Origin of the sequence: Vibrio sp. Vb1026 (assembly GCF_033338745.1) — a bacterium.
GTDB lineage: Bacteria > Pseudomonadota > Gammaproteobacteria > Enterobacterales > Vibrionaceae > Vibrio > Vibrio alginolyticus.
This window is the reverse complement of record NZ_JAWOTH010000004.1, coordinates 244,534-261,863: the sequence shown is the minus strand read 5'-3', so window position 1 is coordinate 261,863 and position 17,330 is coordinate 244,534. Positions and strand designations below refer to the sequence as shown.

Genomic DNA, 17,330 nt, shown 5'->3' with positions numbered 1-17,330 from the left:
TGAACGATTACATCTTTGATAAGCTATTTTGTTTGATGGCTTGGCGCTTTATAAAAGTGGCTTTCGACTAGTCGTTGAGTAATAGGATGCTCGGGATGAGTCAGTACTTGGTTGGTCTCGCCAAACTCGACCACTTCACCTTCATGCATCACCATCACTTTATCAGTAATATGCTTAACAATGCCAATATGCTGAGACACGTACACAAATGACAATCCCATCTCTTCTTGCAACTCGAGGAATAAGTTAATGATCTGCGAGCGCATTGCCATATCCAAACCGTTTAACGCCTCATCAGCGACAATGATGGAAGGTTGAAGAATAAGTGCACGAGCCAAACACACGCGCTGTTTTTGACCGGCAGCTAGCATTTGTGGATAAAAATAGGCGTGCTCAGGCAGCAATCCTACGCGGAGCAGGGTGTTCTTTACACGCTGCATGCGCGCATCTGGCGGCATGTTGGTATTTCGCTTTAGCGGACCTTCTAAAATACGACCAATCTGGATTCGTGGGTTTAACGATGTGTTTGGATCTTGGAAAATCATGCGGATGAGCTTGCAGCGTGTCGCGTAATCTTTGTGCTCCAATCGTTCGCCATTCACACGGATCTCTCCGGAGCTTGGTTCAACAACGCCAGCAAGCATACGAGCTAGTGTGGATTTTCCTGACCCGTTTTGACCAATAAAACCAATAGTTTGCCCTGGCTCTAAAGTAAAGCTTACCGGTTTTACTGCCTCATTAACCTGGCGTTTGAACAGACGGGAGCGCGTAACAAATTGCTTCGATAAATTATCGACTTCAAGTAACGCACTCATGACTTTTTCTCCGTGTTCAATGGAAAGTGGCAGTTAAATTTATGATTCTTAATTCGTCTGGTGTGTGGAATTTCTACACATTGTTTCTGCGCATATGGGCAACGTGGTCCGAGGCGACAACCGATAGGTAGATGCTGCAATGGCGGAATCGAGCCCGGTAGGGATTGGAGTTTTTGCTTGTGTGGTACCCAATCATTAAAGTCAGGCATCGCTTTAAGCAAGGCATCGGTGTACGGGTGCTTGGGTGCCGCAATGATTTTACTGGTATCGGCAGACTCCACCGACTGACCACAATACATTACCGTAATACGTCCTGCCCACTGTGTTATGGTCGCTAAGTCGTGGCCGATAAGCAGAATGGTTGTGTTATTAAGTTGGTTCATGCGGCTCAACAGACGCAAAATTTGCGATTGGGTAATCGGGTCTAAGTCGTTGGTTGGCTCATCTGCGATCAGCAACTTTGGTTTGGTCGCTATCGCCATGGCAATCATGACTTTTTGACACTCACCATCAGTCAGTTCATAAGGATAGCTACCCATTAAACGCTTGTGATCTTTAATACCCACTTTATGCAAAAGCGCGATGGCCTGTTTTTTACGCCATTTAAATCGCTCCCACCATTTCCCTTCAAATGCGCGAGATGGAATGGATTCAATCAATTGACGCCCGACTTCCTCTGAAGGGTCAAGACAAGTTGAAGGTTCTTGGAAAATCATCGCAATATCACGAGCAATGACGCGCCGACGCTCTTTTGGTGTAAGCTGAAGCAAGTCAATATTGCCAAGGCGCATACGGTCTGCGGTGATGCGCCAGTTATCTTTACTTACCCCGACAATCGCTTTTGCAACTAAGCTTTTCCCTGAACCAGACTCACCTACAAGACCACGAATTTCGCCTTCGTTCAAAGTTAGGCTCATTCGGTCAACGGCTTTGACCAACCCTTGAGGTGTTTCGATCTCAATGGTCAAATGTCGAATATCTAACAACGGCATTATTCGATCCCCGCATTAAGCGCTTGACGTACACCTTCACCTACTAAGTTTAGGGTAATAACAGTAAACATGATGGTCAGGCCGGGTAGGGTCACTGTCCAAGGTGCAATATAAATAAGCTCGACAGAGTCACCTAATATTGCTCCCCACTCGGTGCTTGGGGCCTGTGCGCCTAGGCCAAGAAAACCCAGTGCCGTAATATCTAAAATCGCAGCAGAGAGCGCGAGTGTGATTTCAGCGGCAATGACCGTCAGAATGTTAGGAAGAATTGAACTCCACAGTAAGTAGAAATCATTAGCGCCATCAAGGCGTGCTGCCATTATGTAGTCTTTTTCAACTTCGGTGTGGACTGCGATATAAACGGAGCGAATAAAACGCGGAATCAAAGCCAAGCAGATTGCGAGTAAAATATTGAACCCACCAAAGCCTAGAAATGCCACAAAAATGATTGCTAATAAGAGCGACGGGATCGACATGACGGTATCGAGCAAGTGGTTGAGAGTACTCGACAGTAAGCCTTTCGTCATACCTGCTAATACGCCAATTAAACAGCCTACAACGGCAGCAATTGCGGTGATGGCGACAGCAGCGCCAAATGTCAGCTGAGAGCCCATAATCAGGCGCGAAAGAATATCTCTACCTAAGTCATCGGTCCCCAAAAAGTAATCAACCGTTCCTGCTGGGGCCCATGACGGCGGCACAAGCAATTCACCAGACTGTGCTTGGGCGTCAAATGGTGCAAGTAGGGGGGCAAAAATGGTAATAAGGACGATAAACACCAAGCACCACAAGCCAAACATGGCTAGTCCGTTGGCGCGGTAGCTTCGCCAAAAACGCTCAAACTGTGTTGGAATGCGCTCTTCCTGATAAACGTTATTTGTTAGCATACCATTCCTTTCGAACTAAAGGGTTAATCATCGCGCCAATCAAATCCGAGAGTATGTTAGCGGTAAGAACCAAAGTCGCAAGTACCATCACGCCAGCTTGGATAGATGCATAGTCTTGGCTTGCTAGCGCATCTAAAAGCCAACGACCAATACCTGGCCAGTTAAAAATAGACTCCGTGATGATAGCTAAGGTAATCATACTCGAAAGTTGAACACCAACCTTGGGAATGATAGGCGGTATCGCATTCCGCAATACATGTTGAGTTACGATTTCGCGGTTAGAAAGACCTTTGATTCTCGCTGCACGGATGTAGTTTTGGCTCATCACTTCCGCTACCGAGGAGCGCATTAGTCCGACAACCTGGGTGGTTGGAGCCAAAGCGAGCACCAAACATGGCAGTACCATATGCTCAATAACGCTTTGCAGTGCGTGAGCGCGGTATTCGCCTTTCGCCATGAATGCGTCGATAATGGCAAACCCGGTTACATGATCAATTTCGTAAAGTAAATCATACCGTCCCGCAACGGGAAAGAGTTGGTATTCCAATGAAAAGACCATGATAAGTAGCAGAGCTACCCAAAAAATTGGGGCGGAATAACCAGACATCGACATGAATGAAATGCTGGTGTCGAGCCATTTACCTTGCTTCATCCCAGCCACGGTTCCAAGTGGAATACCGATCAAAAGGGACACCAAAAAGGCAAAAAAGCACAGTTCCAAAGTGGCAGGGAATACGACGGCGAGCTCGTCATAAATCGCGTTGCCGTTTTTACTTATGCCAAAATCAAGCTGAGAAAGGTTGATTAAGTAAGTTTGCCAACCAGACCAAAAATCAACGTTTGCCCAGTGCGAGAGAGGGTCAAGGCGAAGCAGAGAAAAACCCACTAATGTAAGGATCATCAAAGTGATGATAAATAGGTTAAAGCGTCGAACGGTATACCAAAACATCAGTGAATTCTCTCAACTCTATCAAACGGTTGGGCATTGAAAGGGCTTGATTTGAAGCCTGTCAGCGATTTGTCGTGCACACGGAACTGCACGCCATGCGCCAGAGGAATAACCGGGAACTCTTGATTCAAAATGTTCTGTGCTTGGCGATATAGGTTCAAACGGTAACGCGGTTCTTGAGTTTCTAACGCCAAATCGAGCAAGAAATCGAAGTCATCATTACACCACATGGACACGTTAAGGCCAACGCGGTCAGACTCGCAAGATAATAAAGGGCGGAAAAAGTTGTCAGGATCTCCGGTATCACCAATCCAACCAGTTAAAAGTAAATCGATATCGTTGATGTTCTCCAAATCCACACGTTCAAACCTATCATCGGTCAGTAGCGTTAATTTAACCCCAATATCGGCAAAATTCGCTTGGATTAACTCCGCAGTCTTACGAGGGCTTGGGTTAAAAGCACGTGGTTCAAGTGGTACCCACATGGTCAATTCTAGGCCGTCTTCGTAGCCTGCATCTCGAAGTAGTGCCAATGCATAATTCCGGTCATAACGAATTTTTACGCTGTCTTTTTGATAAGCCCATGAATTTGGTGGTAGCAAGGTATAAGCTTGGGAGCCAGTTCCGTAGTAAACCGAATCTAAAATATTTTGACGGTTGATCGCTAAGTTAAGTGCTTGGCGAACTCGAGCATCACTCAGCGCGGTGGTTTCTGTGTTTATCGCAATAAAGGAAACGTTGTTAGCTGGTGTAGCCGTCAGCTCAAGGTTGTCATTTTCTTGAATGACAGGTATTTGGCTCGAAATAGGTGAAGAGAGTACGTCACACTCGTTTCTTAAAAGTTTAGCTAATGTACCCGTGCCTCTGTGAGAGATATCGAACACCACTTGTTCCATTTTTGCTGGTGACTTCCAGTAATTAGAATGACGCTCTAATCGAATCAAATCGTTCACTTGGTACTCTTTTAATTGATAAGGGCCGGTACCGATAGGAAGTTGGTCGATTTCTTCTTTATGATCTTTTGCTGCCAATTGCTGTCCATACTCCGCAGACAAGATAACCGCATGGCTGGTGGCAATATTGGCCAAGAAAGAAAAGTTTGGCTGAGATAACGTAAACCTTACCGTATGCTCATCTATTGCAACCACGTCTTGGAGTAGGTTTTGAAAATCTAACCCTGCAAACCATGGATAAAAACCACCACCTACTTGGTGAAAAGGATGGTCTACATCGATGATTCGCTTGAAGCTAAATACCACATCTTTTGCATTCAATGGGCGAGTGGGTGTGAACCAAGGCGTGGTTTGGAATTTAACACCACGTTTAAGCTTAAACGTGTATTCCGTCCCTGATTCATTTACTGACCAACTCTCGGCGATGCTTGCCACGGGCTGATGTGATTTAGGATCGAGCGTGAGCAGCGTATCGTACAGCTGCGGGCTCAGAGCCTCTGCGGTAATACCGCTATCAATAAGCTGAGGGTTAAACGTGGTCGGCTTACCCTGTCCGCAAAACACAAAGCCAGCTTTGCGAATATCATTGTGGTCAATTTCATCGCCACAAGCGGTAAGTAGGCTAATCCCAATAAGGCTCAGCGATAATCTTATAAAAGCATTCATAATATGAAATGTTCATTGGATCTTGCTCGTTTCGTTTGATCTTACTCTTTCAAAGCTAACAAGCGAAAATGATCTCGCTAATTTATCACCTTTGTGAACTCGCTCCAAACATAAAATCCATACACTGTAAGGTGTTATGCCATAAATGCATGCGAATTAGAGCGCAGTCACGAGCTCGTGTATTGATTGAGTTCTCTCGGTCAAGTTAGCTTTGTCCGACCAAACCATATTTTCTAACCATCCCTCGTAATTGGTGATAGCTCAAGCCAAGTAGCTCGGCTGCTTGTCGTTGATTAAACTTGGCTTCTTCCAATGCACGATTGAGTAAATGGATATCTTGTTCCTCTTGCCATTGTTTATAGTCTAGAGGGAATTGGATGGTGTTGCTTGATGCTTCCTCTTCTTGTTGCTCTGCTTGTTTTGCACTATGGCCAAGCGCGCTGTGCCAAACCGTTTCAAAGGGATTGAAAACCAGTTCATCAATTGGGTGAGCATTCAGACCATGTTGGTAAATCGCACGTTCAATCACGTTTTTTAGTTCGCGGACGTTACCGGGCCATTCATATTCAATAAGCGACTGCTGCGCTTTTGGGGTAAAACCGACAAAGTATTCCAGTTGCAGTTCACGACACATTTTCATCGCGTAGTGCTCTGCTAAAGAGAGAATGTCTTCTTTGCGCTCGCGAAGAGGCGGCAACATAATGACATCGAAGGCTAGCCTGTCGAGCAGATCTGCACGGAAATCACCTTGCTCTGCCAATTTTGGTAGGTCGGCATTGGTTGCACAAACAAGTCGAACATCCGCATTGAGAGCGGTATGACCGCCAACTCGCTCATATTCACCATATTCAATGACACGTAATAGCTTTTCTTGAACTAAAAGTGGTGCGGTTGCCAGTTCGTCAAGAAACAAAGTACCGCCCTCGGCACGCTCGAAACGCCCTTTATGTTTACCTTTAGAGCCCGTGAAGGAGCCGGATTCATGTCCAAACAATTCGGAATCTATTAGCCCTTCGCTTAATGTCGCACAGTTGAGTGATAGTAGTGGTTTATCCCAACGTCTTGATAAATAATGCAAACGCTGAGCGATGAGTTCTTTACCCGTACCTCGTTCACCAATGATGAGGACAGGGCGCTCAATGGGTGCAAGTTGTGATACTTTATCTAGTACAGCGAGAAAAGCAGGTGATTCACCAATCAGGTTTTGCTTCATAAAGTCCTTCTTATTTAACAGCCGAGCCATGATTTAGAGATAGAGTTGGTAAATTTCACCAACAGTTGGTGAAAAACATCATAGCACAATAGTGTGTAACGACAACAAAATGAATAACGCTCTGATTTAAAAGAAAATTATAAGTTGGCACGTTACTTGTTATATATTCAGGGAGACACAAGGTTAATCACCACCTTGTCGAGTTTTAATAGGAAAAAAGAGGAGTTCCGTTATGGGTATTTTTTCTCGATTTGCAGATATCGTTAACTCAAACATCAGTGCATTACTGGACAAGGCGGAAGATCCTGAAAAAATGATCCGTCTTATCATTCAAGAAATGGAAGACACACTTGTTGAAGTGCGTACTAACTCGGCTAAAGCGATTGCAGACAAGAAAGAGTTGGCTCGTAAGGTTGAAACGTTAGAAGAGCAAATTGGCGAATGGGGTCAAAAAGCGAGCTTAGCATTAGTTAAAGAGCGCGAAGATCTAGCTCGTGCAGCATTAATTGAAAAGCAAAAGCTAGAGCAAGTAATTAAAGGCCTCCACACTGAGCAAACCTTAGTGGAAGAAACGATCGATAAGCTTACTGGCGAGATTGGTAAGTTGGAAAGCAAAATTGCTGAAACGCGCGCAAAACAGCAAGCACTAGCAATTCGTAACCAAACTGCATCTAACCGTCGTGATGTGCAAAAACACCTGCACACTAGCCGTACTAATGAAGCGATGGCGAAATTTGAGCAGTACTCACGTAAAGTGGATGAAATGGAAGCGGAAGCAGACCTATATGCTCAAACTGGTAATGCTAAATCGCTAGAACAAGAGTTTGCAGAGTTGCAGGCACAAGACGAAATTGAAAAAGAGTTGGCAAAACTGAAAGAACAGATGTCATCGAAAGATAAATAAGAAAGGAGCCATTTATGTCGGCATTTTTTATAGCAGGACCAGTGATTGTCTTTTTAATCTTTGTCGCTCCACTATGGCTCTTCTTACACTATCGCAGCAAACGCAAAACAGATAGTGCACTGTCGAGCCAAGATTTAGAGCGCCTTCAGGTACTATCTGAAAAAGCGGAAGCGATGCAGTCCCGAGTTGATACATTGGAGCGCATCTTGGATGCTGAGTCACCAACATGGAGACGAAAGTATGAATAATCGAGAACTGTATCGTGATCCAGTAAATGGCAAAATCTCCGGTGTTTGCGCCGGAATTGCCAACTACTTTGGTGCAGAAGTTTGGTTGATTCGTATTGTAGTGATTTCTGCAGCGCTGTTAGGTGGTACGTTTTTGGTATTGTTAGCGTACATCGCGATGGCGTTTATGTTAGAAAAGCAACCAGTAACGTATTCTGAAAATATCAGAGCGCAGCAAGAGCATACGCTCAAAAGTAAGCCTTGGCAGAAAGGGCAAAGCCCTGATCAACTGCTCAGTGTGTTGGAAAGGGATTTTGACCGTCTTGATGGCAAAATTCGTAACATGGAAGCTTATGTTACGTCTGATACATATAGGGTGAACAGAGAATTCAGTAAGCTCTAGGCATTTTGTATCCAAAGAAGATTTAACTGAAGCAGGCATAAAGCCTGCTTTTTTATCACAAATTACTAATTTTAAAGCACTATTAATCTTTTCTGCTCTGGAAGTTCGTTCAAAATTCATCTACTTTAAAAATAATCCCCCAATTTTTATGGATGAATGTAATGAGAAAATTGCTCATTCCTATTGCCATCTCGGCTGTCTTGTCGGGGTGCGGTAAAGAACTTCCTCCTGTTCCTGAACCTGAATCGCGCCCTGCGAAGCTATTTACAGTATCTGTTGGCAATGCCCAGTTTGAGCGACATTTTCCTGCCACGACGGAAGCTGGCGATAGAGCAGTACTGACATTTCGAGTTCCTGGGCTTCTTCAAACGATAGAAGTGAATGAAGGTCAAGTCGTCAGTAAAGGTGATGTTTTGGCGTCATTAAACCCAGATGAATATTCTCTGCTCGAACAGCAAGCTCGGGCAAATTTTTTGCTCGCAGATGTGCAATACAAGCGATACCAAAAGCTACGTAAAGACCAAGTAGTATCTGAGCAAGATTTTGATGAGGCAAAAGCGAATCACAACTCAGCAAAAGCTCAATGGAATCAAGCAAAGGCAAACTTAAGATATACCAAACTTGTCGCGCCATATGATGGCACTATTTCGTACATTCCAGCAGAAAACCATGAATATGTTGCCGCGAAAGAAGGGGTGATGAATATTCAGTCCAACCAACTCCTCAAAGTGATATTCCAAATCCCAGACTATCTTCTAAATCGTTACACGCAGGGGAGCGATGTCTCTGCCAGAATGATATTTGATGCGTTCCCCGAGCGAGCCTTTGATTTAACCTTTCAGGAAATCGATACAGAAGCCGATCCTAAAACGGGCAGTTACAAAGTCACGATGGTCATGGAGCGACCAGCAGAAATTGGCCTTTTGCCGGGAATGTCTGGCAATGCTTACCTCCTGTCCAAAAGTGCAGGAGCGACAAAGATTCCTAACTCCGCGTTGCTAGAAGAGAACGGCAAAACATACGTTTGGCGTGTCGATGAGCAAGGCATTGTATCCAAAGCCGCAATTGAGATGAATGACAAAAATCAAGTGTTAGCCGGGCTTAACGATGGCGACCAAATCATTATCTCGGGTGTCAGTGTAATTGAACCCGGAATTAAGGTAAGAGCGTGGATTAAGGAAAGAGGGTTGTAATATGAAAGGAATCATCTCTCTAGCGACTTTACTTTCAACGCTTTTTCTCGTTGGCTGTGGGGATAAGGCGCCAGAAAAAGAGCTCGAAACGCCACGAGTTAGGGTTACGTCATTAGCGGGAAACAAGGTGGACGACAACTTGTACTTCCCTGCGGTTGCGAATGCAGCGGATCGCTCTCATTTGAGCTTCAGAGTGGCAGGAGAAGTCAGCCGCATCATGGTAAAAGAGGGCGACAAAGTCACGAAGGGTGATGTTATTGCAACGCTAGATCCCACGGACTATGAGTTGGATGTAGATAATGCGAGTGCGCGTTTTTCTGTTGTCGACAGTCAGTATCGCCGCTCACGCCCTTTGGTTGATAAAGGCCTATTAGCTAAGTCTCAGTTTGATGAAATTGCAGCACAACGACAAATCGCCTTAGCTGAGCTTCAGTTAGCCAAACTTCGTCTATCATTTACTGCCTTAAAAGCGCCCGTGGATGGGATTATTTCGCGAGTTAATATCGACCAATTCGAAAATGTTCAAGTCGGACAGCATATCGTTAATATTCACAGCTTGGAGCGAGTCGAAGTGTTGATTCAGCTTCCAGACCGCCTCTATGTGAACCAACCGCCAACGGAAGAAAGGCTTACCGCGATCAAAGCATTAGTGCGCGTGCCCAGCGGTAACGAATATAACGCGACGGTAAAAGAATTTACGACTGAGCCCGATCCAACAACAGGTACGTTTACTGTCACACTGTCGCTTCCTATGCCGGAAGAAGAGTACATCCTAGATGGGATGGCTGTTGAAGTAACGTCTAAAGACGAGAATGTTGGGCTTGATCTCAACCTAGGAATTAATGTCCCTATCGAAGCCATTTTTAATGCGGATGGTGACGAGCTGGGGCGCGAAAACAAATTTGTTTGGGTACTGAATGACGACAATACGGTATCGCGCAAACAGGTGCGAGCAGGTAAGGCATCTAAAACGTCCATTCAAATCCTTGATGGTCTCATGCTCAAAGACAAAGTTGTGACTGCCGGTGTTTCTCGATTAAGGGATGGCATGAAAGTGGAAGTGATACAGGAAATGGCTACGCAGGAGGCCGGTCTATGAGCGATCTTAATAAATCAGTGCCTCAAAGTGATGATGATGTGACCGGTATTGCTGCGTACTTCATCCGAAATCGCGTCATCAGTTGGATGGTCGCACTGATATTTTTGATTGGTGGTATCGCCGCATTCTTTGGTTTAGGGCGTCTTGAGGACCCTGCTTTTACTATTAAAGATGCGATGGTAGTGACCTCTTACCCTGGTGCGACACCGCAACAAGTCGAAGAAGAAGTGACGTATCCAATCGAAAAAGCGATTCAGCAGCTTACTTATGTTGATGAAGTAAATTCGATTTCTAGCCGAGGCTTATCTCAAATCACGGTCACGATGAAGAACAATTATGGCCCTGATGATCTACCACAAATTTGGGATGAGTTGCGCCGTAAAGTGAACGACCTTAAAGGGACGTTGCCTCCAGGTGTGAATGAACCTCAAGTGATCGATGATTTTGGTGATGTTTACGGGATTTTGTTAGCGGTGACTGGCGACGGTTATAGCTATAAAGAGCTACTGGATTACGTCGATTACTTACGCCGAGAGCTCGAACTGGTTGATGGCGTGAGTAAAGTTTCGGTATCTGGGCAACAGCAAGAGCAAGTGTTCATCGAAGTATCGATGAAAAAATTGAGCAGTATAGGTCTTGCTCCGGATACCGTGTTTAATCTTCTTTCGACGCAAAACGTAGTTTCTGACGCAGGAGCGATCAGAATTGGTGACGAGTACATCAGAATTCAGCCGACTGGCGAGTTCCAGAGTGTGGATGAGCTAGGCGATTTGTTGATTACTGAGTCGGGTGCTCAGGGGCTCATCTTCTTGAAAGATGTGGCGGAAATAAAACGTGGTTACGTAGAAGTCCCGAATAATATTATTAATTTTAACGGCAGCCTCGCACTAAACGTGGGTGTTTCTTTTGCTGAAGGCGTCAACGTCGTTGAAGTCGGAAAAGCGTTTGATCATCGCCTTGCAGAGCTAAAGTACCAACAACCTGTCGGTATCGAAATTTCGGAAATCTATAGTCAGCCGAAAGAAGTGGATAAATCGGTTAGCGGTTTTGTTGTGAGCTTGGCTCAAGCTGTCGGTATCGTCATTATCGTACTTCTGTTCTTTATGGGGCTACGTTCAGGTCTGCTTATCGGTTTAATTTTACTGCTGACGGTGTTGGGTACGTTCATTTTCATGAAGTATCTCGCGATAGATTTGCAGCGGATTTCATTAGGTGCCTTGGTTATCGCGTTAGGTATGTTGGTGGACAATGCAATCGTTGTGGTTGAGGGGATTTTGATTGGTACTCAAAAAGGGCGAACTCGACTCCAAGCAGCGACCGACATTGTTACCCAAACAAAGTGGCCATTACTTGGGGCAACTGTGATTGCGGTAACTGCATTTGCGCCAATTGGACTGTCTGAAGACTCTACGGGTGAATACTGTGGCACTTTGTTTACGGTTCTGCTGATCTCTTTAATGTTGAGCTGGTTTACCGCTATCTCGTTGACACCATTCTTTGCTGACATCTTCTTTAAAGGCCAGAAGATTAAACAAGGTGAAGGGGAAGAAAATGATCCATATAACGGGGTTATTTTCGTTATTTATAAAAAGTTTCTTCAGTTTTGTATGCGTCGTGCTTGGTTTACCGTTGTGGTGCTGATTGCGGGATTAGCGGCAAGTGTTTACGGGTTCACCTTTGTGAAGCAAGCGTTTTTCCCATCGTCGACAACGCCGATTTTTCAGTTAGATGTATGGATGCCAGAAGGAACTGATATTCGAGCAACTAACACAACGCTTAAAGAGTTAGAAAGTTGGTTAGCTAAGCAAGAGCATGTTGACCATATCACGACGACCGCGGGTAAAGGTTTACAGCGCTTCATGTTAACGTACGCGCCAGAGAAAAGTTATGCGGCTTATGGTGAGATAACCACTCGTATGGAAAATTACGAAGCGTTAAAACCATTAATGGCGAAGTTTCGAGAGTATTTAAAAGCCAACTACCCAGAAATCAATTACAAGCTCAAACAGATTGAGTTAGGCCCTGGTGGTGGTGCAAAAATTGAAGCGCGTATTATTGGCTCAGATCCAACCGTCCTTCGTACGATAGCCGCTCAGGTCAAGGACATCATGTACGCCGACCCTCAGGCAACAAATATCAGGCATGATTGGCGTGAACGAACCCAAGTTCTTGAACCTCAGTTTAACGAGAGTCAGGCACGTCGCTATGGCATTACCAAATCGGACGTCGATGATTTCTTGTCCATGTCATTCTCTGGAATGACGATAGGCTTATACCGAGACGGCACGACGCTCATGCCTATCGTGGCTCGTTTACCAGAAGATGAGCGCATTGATATTCGTAACATCGAAGGCATGAAAATATGGAGTCCAGCACAGAGTGAGTTTATCCCACTTCAACAAGTCACAATGGGTTACGACATGCGTTGGGAGGATCCTATCATCGTACGTAAGAACCGTAAGCGTATGCTCACTGTGATGGCAGACCCTGATATTCTAGGTGAAGAAACCGCATCGACGTTGCAAAAACGTTTACAGCCCCAAATCGAAGCGATTCAAATGCCTCCTGGCTATTCACTAGAGTGGGGTGGTGAATACGAATCTTCAGGTGATGCTCAAGAGTCACTGTTTACTACTATGCCAATGGGGTACTTGTTCATGTTCTTGATCACTGTATTCCTATTTAACTCTATCAAAGAGCCACTCATTGTTTGGCTTACCGTGCCACTGGCGTTAATTGGTGTCACCACCGGTTTGTTGGCACTCAACACGCCGTTTGGTTTTATGGCATTGCTCGGCTTCTTAAGCTTATCGGGAATGGTGCTCAAAAATGGCATCGTATTACTGGACCAAATTGAAATTGAAATGAAGTCCGGTAAAGAGGCTTATGACGCGGTCGTTGATGCTGCGGTAAGTCGCGTCCGTCCCGTTTGTATGGCTGCTATCACGACGATCCTTGGTATGATCCCACTGTTGCCAGATATTTTCTTCAAACCAATGGCGGTTACGATTATGTTTGGTTTGGGTTTTGCGACAGTCCTGACACTGATTGTCGTGCCAGTGTTGTATCGTTTGTTCCATAAAGTGGCAGTACCGAAACAGGCTTAGTGCTACTGATATAACGATGAAAAATATCGCGCCTCTAGCTCATCAGTTAGAGGCGCTTTTTAAGGAAGAATAATGACAGAACAAAAAACGTGTGCGTGGGCGATGAATCACCCATTAGAGCGCGAATATCATGATTCCGAATGGGGCGTGCCAGTATATGACGACCAAGTCCTGTTTGAATTTATTACTTTGGAAGGTGCGCAAGCTGGTCTTAGTTGGATCACCATCCTTAAAAAGCGCGAAGGTTACAGAGAAGCGTTCGAGAATTACGATCTAGATGCGTTGGAACAAAGAAATGAAGAACGCGCTGAATACATCGTGGAAAACTTCGATGTTGTAAGGCATCGCGGAAAGATTAACTCGGTTTTCAGTAATGCCAAAGCGGCCAAAGCGTTAATTGCTGAATACGGAAGTTTATCAGACGCGTTGTGGCAGTTCGTGGACGGCGAACCAATCATTAATCAATGGCAACATATGAGTGACGTGCCAGTTTCGACAGAGCAATCCAAAGCCATGAGTAAATTCCTAAAAAAGAAAGGCTTCAAGTTTGTCGGTGAAACCATCTGTTATGCTTTCATGCAAGCCGTCGGCATGGTGGATGACCATATCGTTGGATGTCCTAAAAAGCAGAATAAGTAACGTTTGGCTATTAAGCTAATGTTGTTAGTTCTGGCTATCATGAATACGTTCCAAAGCTTCGATTCGACGCCATTGAGTGGCATCGAAGCTTTGTTTTCTTAAAGCAATGATTTCTGCCTGTTTTTCGTCTTGCCCTAGAAAATCTCTATTCAGAATATTTTGACGCTGCTTTAAGTAAGTGGCGAGTTGAGTCTCAAATGATGCTCTTTGCTCATCAAGTTTTTGCAGCCTCTGCGCTCCGGCATCTCCTACCAGAGCAACACGGGCGATGTACTTGTCTTGTGAATCAAGCTGAGAAGCTTGCTCGAGCTGCTTTGCTAATGCGTTATTGCGTTCACTTTCTCGTATGTAATCCGGTTGTTCTGATAACGCTTGATTGAGAAGGTGTTCTTGACTCTCGATATCCGATGCCTGTGTTTTAATCGTCAGCTTTTCTAAAGCAAGTTGGCGAAGTCGGTTTTCTTCGTCAAACAATTGGGTTATCTGCGCCTCGCTAAAGTATTGAAGCTGTAAGTTCAGTATTGCTTCATTCAGCATGGTTAACTGTTCAAGCGTTAGGTGATTGTGCTCAAAAGGCTCTAATGCAGAGAGTGCTTGCTTGTAGGAAAGGTAGGTTTGAAAAAGTTTGGCATCAATATTCAGAGTTTGCTTTGCTAAAGTGTCATCATTGACTTCCGCTTTGATCGTATCGAGATCTTCTTCGCCCAGCCGGCTAAGAGAATATTCGAAGAAATCTTTTGGGGAAGAGACATCGGCGGCTATATCTTGCTGAGATGGCGAATGGTTAGAGGTTATCTCTTGTTGTTTGTCGCTTTGCAACAGAGAAAGCGCTCCCACGCCAAATATCGAGAGCAGGATAAAAGTGGTGAGAGCGACTTTCTTCATTGTGATGACCTCTTATAAACCTTGAAGTTTGAGACGATTTGCATGTTGGCGATAAAGCGTGACTGGATCGGTTTCAAAAAGATGATGAATACCGAGTAGACCGTTAATTTCATCCAAATGGTTCATTTGATAATCATCACGTATGACTTTGCCTAAATGTGTGCTGCACGCACCAACTAAGCCATCATTCGGTCCATCAAAGGCTAAGCCAAGTACCATCATGGCAGCGTCAGTCGGATCGAAAACGTTTGTAAAAGTGGATGATCCGGTCCATGAGTAGTAATAAACGCCATTTGAAGCTAGCAAGTCGCCATTACCACATTCACTGGTAGGGACTCCCTCTGGGTAGTGCTGGTTAAACGCCAATGATCCTTCCGTGGTCAAGGCTGCTAATGAGGCTAAAGGGTCTTGGTCGAGATCAGAACCACCTGATAGAAGATTAATAAGAGTGGTTAAACCTTGCGCCAGTTTTACCGCGAGCTGCTCACTCCCCGAACCCTCAGATACGGTGCCACGAACTAAATCGGCTACTTTAGACCCTTTATTAACGCCTCCTATACTCGTAACTGATGCGACTAGGTCAGGACGGACAGAGGCAACATAGCGCGTTGTTGGACCACCATGACTGTGACCAATGAGATTGACTTTCTCTGCGCCTGTAGCTGCAAGTAAGGTTTCTACTTGAGCAAGCAGTTGCTCCCCTCGAACTTCGCTGCTATTGGTCGCGGATACCTGTGCAACATAAACTTTAGCACCATCTTTTGTTAAGGAATGTGGTATTCCGAAAAAGTAATCAACGCCTGCCAGGGTATCAAAACCAAACAAACCGTGAACCAAGACAATCGGATACTTGGTTTGGGTATAACCTGTCGCAGCGTATACGGAGGTTATTGGGACGGTAACTAAGGTAAAAAGCATTAGCGCTATAAATTTGAGTTTCAAAACTATCTCCTTGTGGTATGACCTCTTATGAATGATAAAAAGTAGGAGAGAAACTCTAAATTTGAAAAGCCTATTTATGGCACATTATTTCATTCTGTGACTGCTCAATTGAAAAACAACACAAATGATTAACATTAATTAATGGTTCGGGCGAATGTTAGTTAATTCTAATTAAGTCAGAGGGTTATAAAAACGCCCCGCAATGCAGGGCGATTCAATCATTGTTATAGGGAGGCTTCTTTTTCAAGCATTAAGGCATTATAACGCGCAAAACCAGCCTCTAAATCAGCGATCAAGTCATTTACGTCTTCTAAGCCAATATGAATACGAACCAAAGTACCTTCAAAGTGTGGGTGAGCTACGGTTCTCAGGCTGTTAAAGCTCTTAGGTTCGTTAGCTAGAATGAGGCTTTCATAACCGCCCCAAGAGTAACCCATACTGAAGTGTTTCATACCATCAAGCAGAGCCGTCGTCGCTTTTGGATAAGACGTTTTGAGAACAAATGAAAACAAGCCGTTTCCACCTGTGAAGTCTCGTTTGAAAAACTCATGGCCAGGGCTTGTTTCTAAAGCTGGATGGCGGACATGATCAACTTCTGGGCGAGAAGCGAGCCACTGAGCGACTTTTAAACTGCTTTCTGCGTGCTGTCTTAGGCGAACATCCAACGTGCGAATACCTCGAAGACCTAGGTATGCGTCGTCAGGAGAAACGCACTGACCCATCAGGTAGCTTTGTTCACGAAGCTGATCCCAATACTTTTCAGAAGCCACAGCAGTACCTAGCATGACATCTGAATGTCCAACAATATACTTAGTTGCCGCTTGAATGGAAATGTCTACGCCATGCTCGAAAGGAGAGAAGTTCACGCCTGCTCCCCATGTGTTGTCAAGCATCACGATGATATCTTGCTCGTGGGCAATGCGCGCTAATGTAGGTACATCTTGGACTTCCATGGTTATTGAACCAGGAGACTCCAAGAAAAGGACTTTGGTATTCGGCTGAATCAAGTCTCGGATACCTTCACCGATCATTGGGTCATAATAGGTGGTTTCGATGCCCATTTTCTTCATTATGGTGTTACAAAAGTCACGAGTTGGTTCGTAACAAGTGTCCACCATTAGAATGTGATCGCCAGTTTCAACGAAAGAGAGGATGGCGTTTGAAATTGCTGCCGTTCCACAAGGGTAAAGCGCGCAACCAGCTCCACCTTCAATCTCAACCATTGCGTCTTGGAAAGCAAAGTGCGTGTTGGTGCCTCGGCGACCATAAAACAATGTTTTGTTTGCACGATTAATGGTGGCTTGGTTCTTTTCTGCAACGGTATTGAATACCACGGTTGAAGCGCGTTGAACGGGTGGGTTTACAACACCATTTGTCCACTTTTTATCGCGGCCAGCGGTAATGAGTTTGGTTTTTTTTCCCTCTGACATAAAAGTTCCCTGTCTTAAATATTGCG

16 protein-coding genes are annotated in these 17,330 nt (G+C 44.8%); 7 read left to right on the top strand and 9 right to left on the bottom strand.

What is annotated here, in order from left to right; genetic code table 11:
* Positions 1 to 23: 23 nt before the first annotated feature.
* From R7E47_RS09515 to pspF, 6 genes are all read right to left on the bottom strand, one after another.
* Entirely contained in the window at positions 24 to 815 is a 792-nt protein-coding gene (locus tag R7E47_RS09515; RefSeq protein ID WP_005393308.1) for an ATP-binding cassette domain-containing protein, read from the bottom strand.
* Complete coding sequence (locus tag R7E47_RS09510) at positions 812 to 1,807, bottom strand: oligopeptide/dipeptide ABC transporter ATP-binding protein (protein WP_005378126.1); 996 nt, start codon at positions 1,805 to 1,807, stop codon at positions 812 to 814. Before R7E47_RS09510 ends, R7E47_RS09515 begins: the two co-directional genes overlap by 4 nt.
* Complete coding sequence (locus tag R7E47_RS09505) at positions 1,807 to 2,694, bottom strand: ABC transporter permease subunit (RefSeq protein ID WP_005378123.1); 888 nt, start codon at positions 2,692 to 2,694, stop codon at positions 1,807 to 1,809. The genes R7E47_RS09510 and R7E47_RS09505 overlap by 1 nt, the downstream gene beginning before the upstream one ends.
* Positions 2,681 to 3,643: an ABC transporter permease gene (locus R7E47_RS09500; RefSeq protein WP_005378122.1), complete on the bottom strand. Its 963-nt coding sequence runs from the start codon at positions 3,641 to 3,643 to the stop codon at positions 2,681 to 2,683. The genes R7E47_RS09505 and R7E47_RS09500 overlap by 14 nt, the downstream gene beginning before the upstream one ends.
* Positions 3,643 to 5,262, bottom strand: coding sequence for an ABC transporter substrate-binding protein SapA (gene sapA, locus R7E47_RS09495; RefSeq protein ID WP_017820870.1), 1,620 nt, complete (start codon positions 5,260 to 5,262; stop codon positions 3,643 to 3,645). The genes R7E47_RS09500 and sapA overlap by 1 nt, the downstream gene beginning before the upstream one ends.
* A 205-nt stretch (positions 5,263 to 5,467) precedes the next feature.
* On the bottom strand, positions 5,468 to 6,475 hold the full coding sequence (gene pspF, locus R7E47_RS09490) for a phage shock protein operon transcriptional activator (RefSeq protein WP_017820869.1): 1,008 nt from the start codon (positions 6,473 to 6,475) through the stop codon (positions 5,468 to 5,470).
* Between the two features lie 232 nt (positions 6,476 to 6,707).
* Here pspF and pspA point away from each other — a divergent pair, with 232 nt between their 5' ends.
* The 7 genes from pspA to R7E47_RS09455 all read left to right on the top strand — a co-directional run bounded on the left by pspA (position 6,708) and on the right by R7E47_RS09455 (position 14,047).
* Entirely contained in the window at positions 6,708 to 7,379 is a 672-nt protein-coding gene (gene pspA, locus R7E47_RS09485; RefSeq protein ID WP_005378119.1) for a phage shock protein PspA, read from the top strand.
* Between the two features lie 14 nt (positions 7,380 to 7,393).
* Complete coding sequence (gene pspB / locus R7E47_RS09480) at positions 7,394 to 7,627, top strand: envelope stress response membrane protein PspB (protein ID WP_005378117.1); 234 nt, start codon at positions 7,394 to 7,396, stop codon at positions 7,625 to 7,627.
* On the top strand, positions 7,620 to 8,009 hold the full coding sequence (gene pspC, locus R7E47_RS09475; protein ID WP_025766867.1) for an envelope stress response membrane protein PspC: 390 nt from the start codon (positions 7,620 to 7,622) through the stop codon (positions 8,007 to 8,009). The genes pspB and pspC overlap by 8 nt, the downstream gene beginning before the upstream one ends.
* Before the next feature lie 161 nt (positions 8,010 to 8,170).
* The gene (locus tag R7E47_RS09470) at positions 8,171 to 9,202 is read left to right on the top strand and encodes an efflux RND transporter periplasmic adaptor subunit (RefSeq protein WP_005378114.1); all 1,032 of its coding nucleotides are present in this window, start codon (positions 8,171 to 8,173) and stop codon (positions 9,200 to 9,202) included.
* A 1-nt stretch (position 9,203) separates the two neighbouring features.
* Entirely contained in the window at positions 9,204 to 10,301 is a 1,098-nt protein-coding gene (locus R7E47_RS09465; protein WP_169628408.1) for an efflux RND transporter periplasmic adaptor subunit, read from the top strand.
* Positions 10,298 to 13,408: an efflux RND transporter permease subunit VmeI gene (gene vmeI / locus R7E47_RS09460; RefSeq protein WP_085569587.1), complete on the top strand. Its 3,111-nt coding sequence runs from the start codon at positions 10,298 to 10,300 to the stop codon at positions 13,406 to 13,408. Before R7E47_RS09465 ends, vmeI begins: the two co-directional genes overlap by 4 nt.
* A 72-nt stretch (positions 13,409 to 13,480) precedes the next feature.
* The gene (locus R7E47_RS09455) at positions 13,481 to 14,047 is read left to right on the top strand and encodes a DNA-3-methyladenine glycosylase I (protein WP_017634671.1); all 567 of its coding nucleotides are present in this window, start codon (positions 13,481 to 13,483) and stop codon (positions 14,045 to 14,047) included.
* A gap of 24 nt (positions 14,048 to 14,071) precedes the next feature.
* On the opposite strand, the gene R7E47_RS09450 is transcribed toward R7E47_RS09455, so the two are convergent.
* The 3 genes from R7E47_RS09450 to R7E47_RS09440 form a co-directional block, all read right to left on the bottom strand.
* Entirely contained in the window at positions 14,072 to 14,932 is an 861-nt protein-coding gene (locus tag R7E47_RS09450) for a lipase secretion chaperone (protein ID WP_042522029.1), read from the bottom strand.
* 12 nt (positions 14,933 to 14,944) lie between these two features.
* On the bottom strand, positions 14,945 to 15,850 hold the full coding sequence (locus R7E47_RS09445) for an esterase/lipase family protein (protein ID WP_005378107.1): 906 nt from the start codon (positions 15,848 to 15,850) through the stop codon (positions 14,945 to 14,947).
* A 248-nt stretch (positions 15,851 to 16,098) separates the two neighbouring features.
* The gene (locus tag R7E47_RS09440) at positions 16,099 to 17,304 is read right to left on the bottom strand and encodes a cystathionine beta-lyase (RefSeq protein ID WP_042522027.1); all 1,206 of its coding nucleotides are present in this window, start codon (positions 17,302 to 17,304) and stop codon (positions 16,099 to 16,101) included.
* Between the last annotated feature and the right edge of the window lie 26 nt (positions 17,305 to 17,330).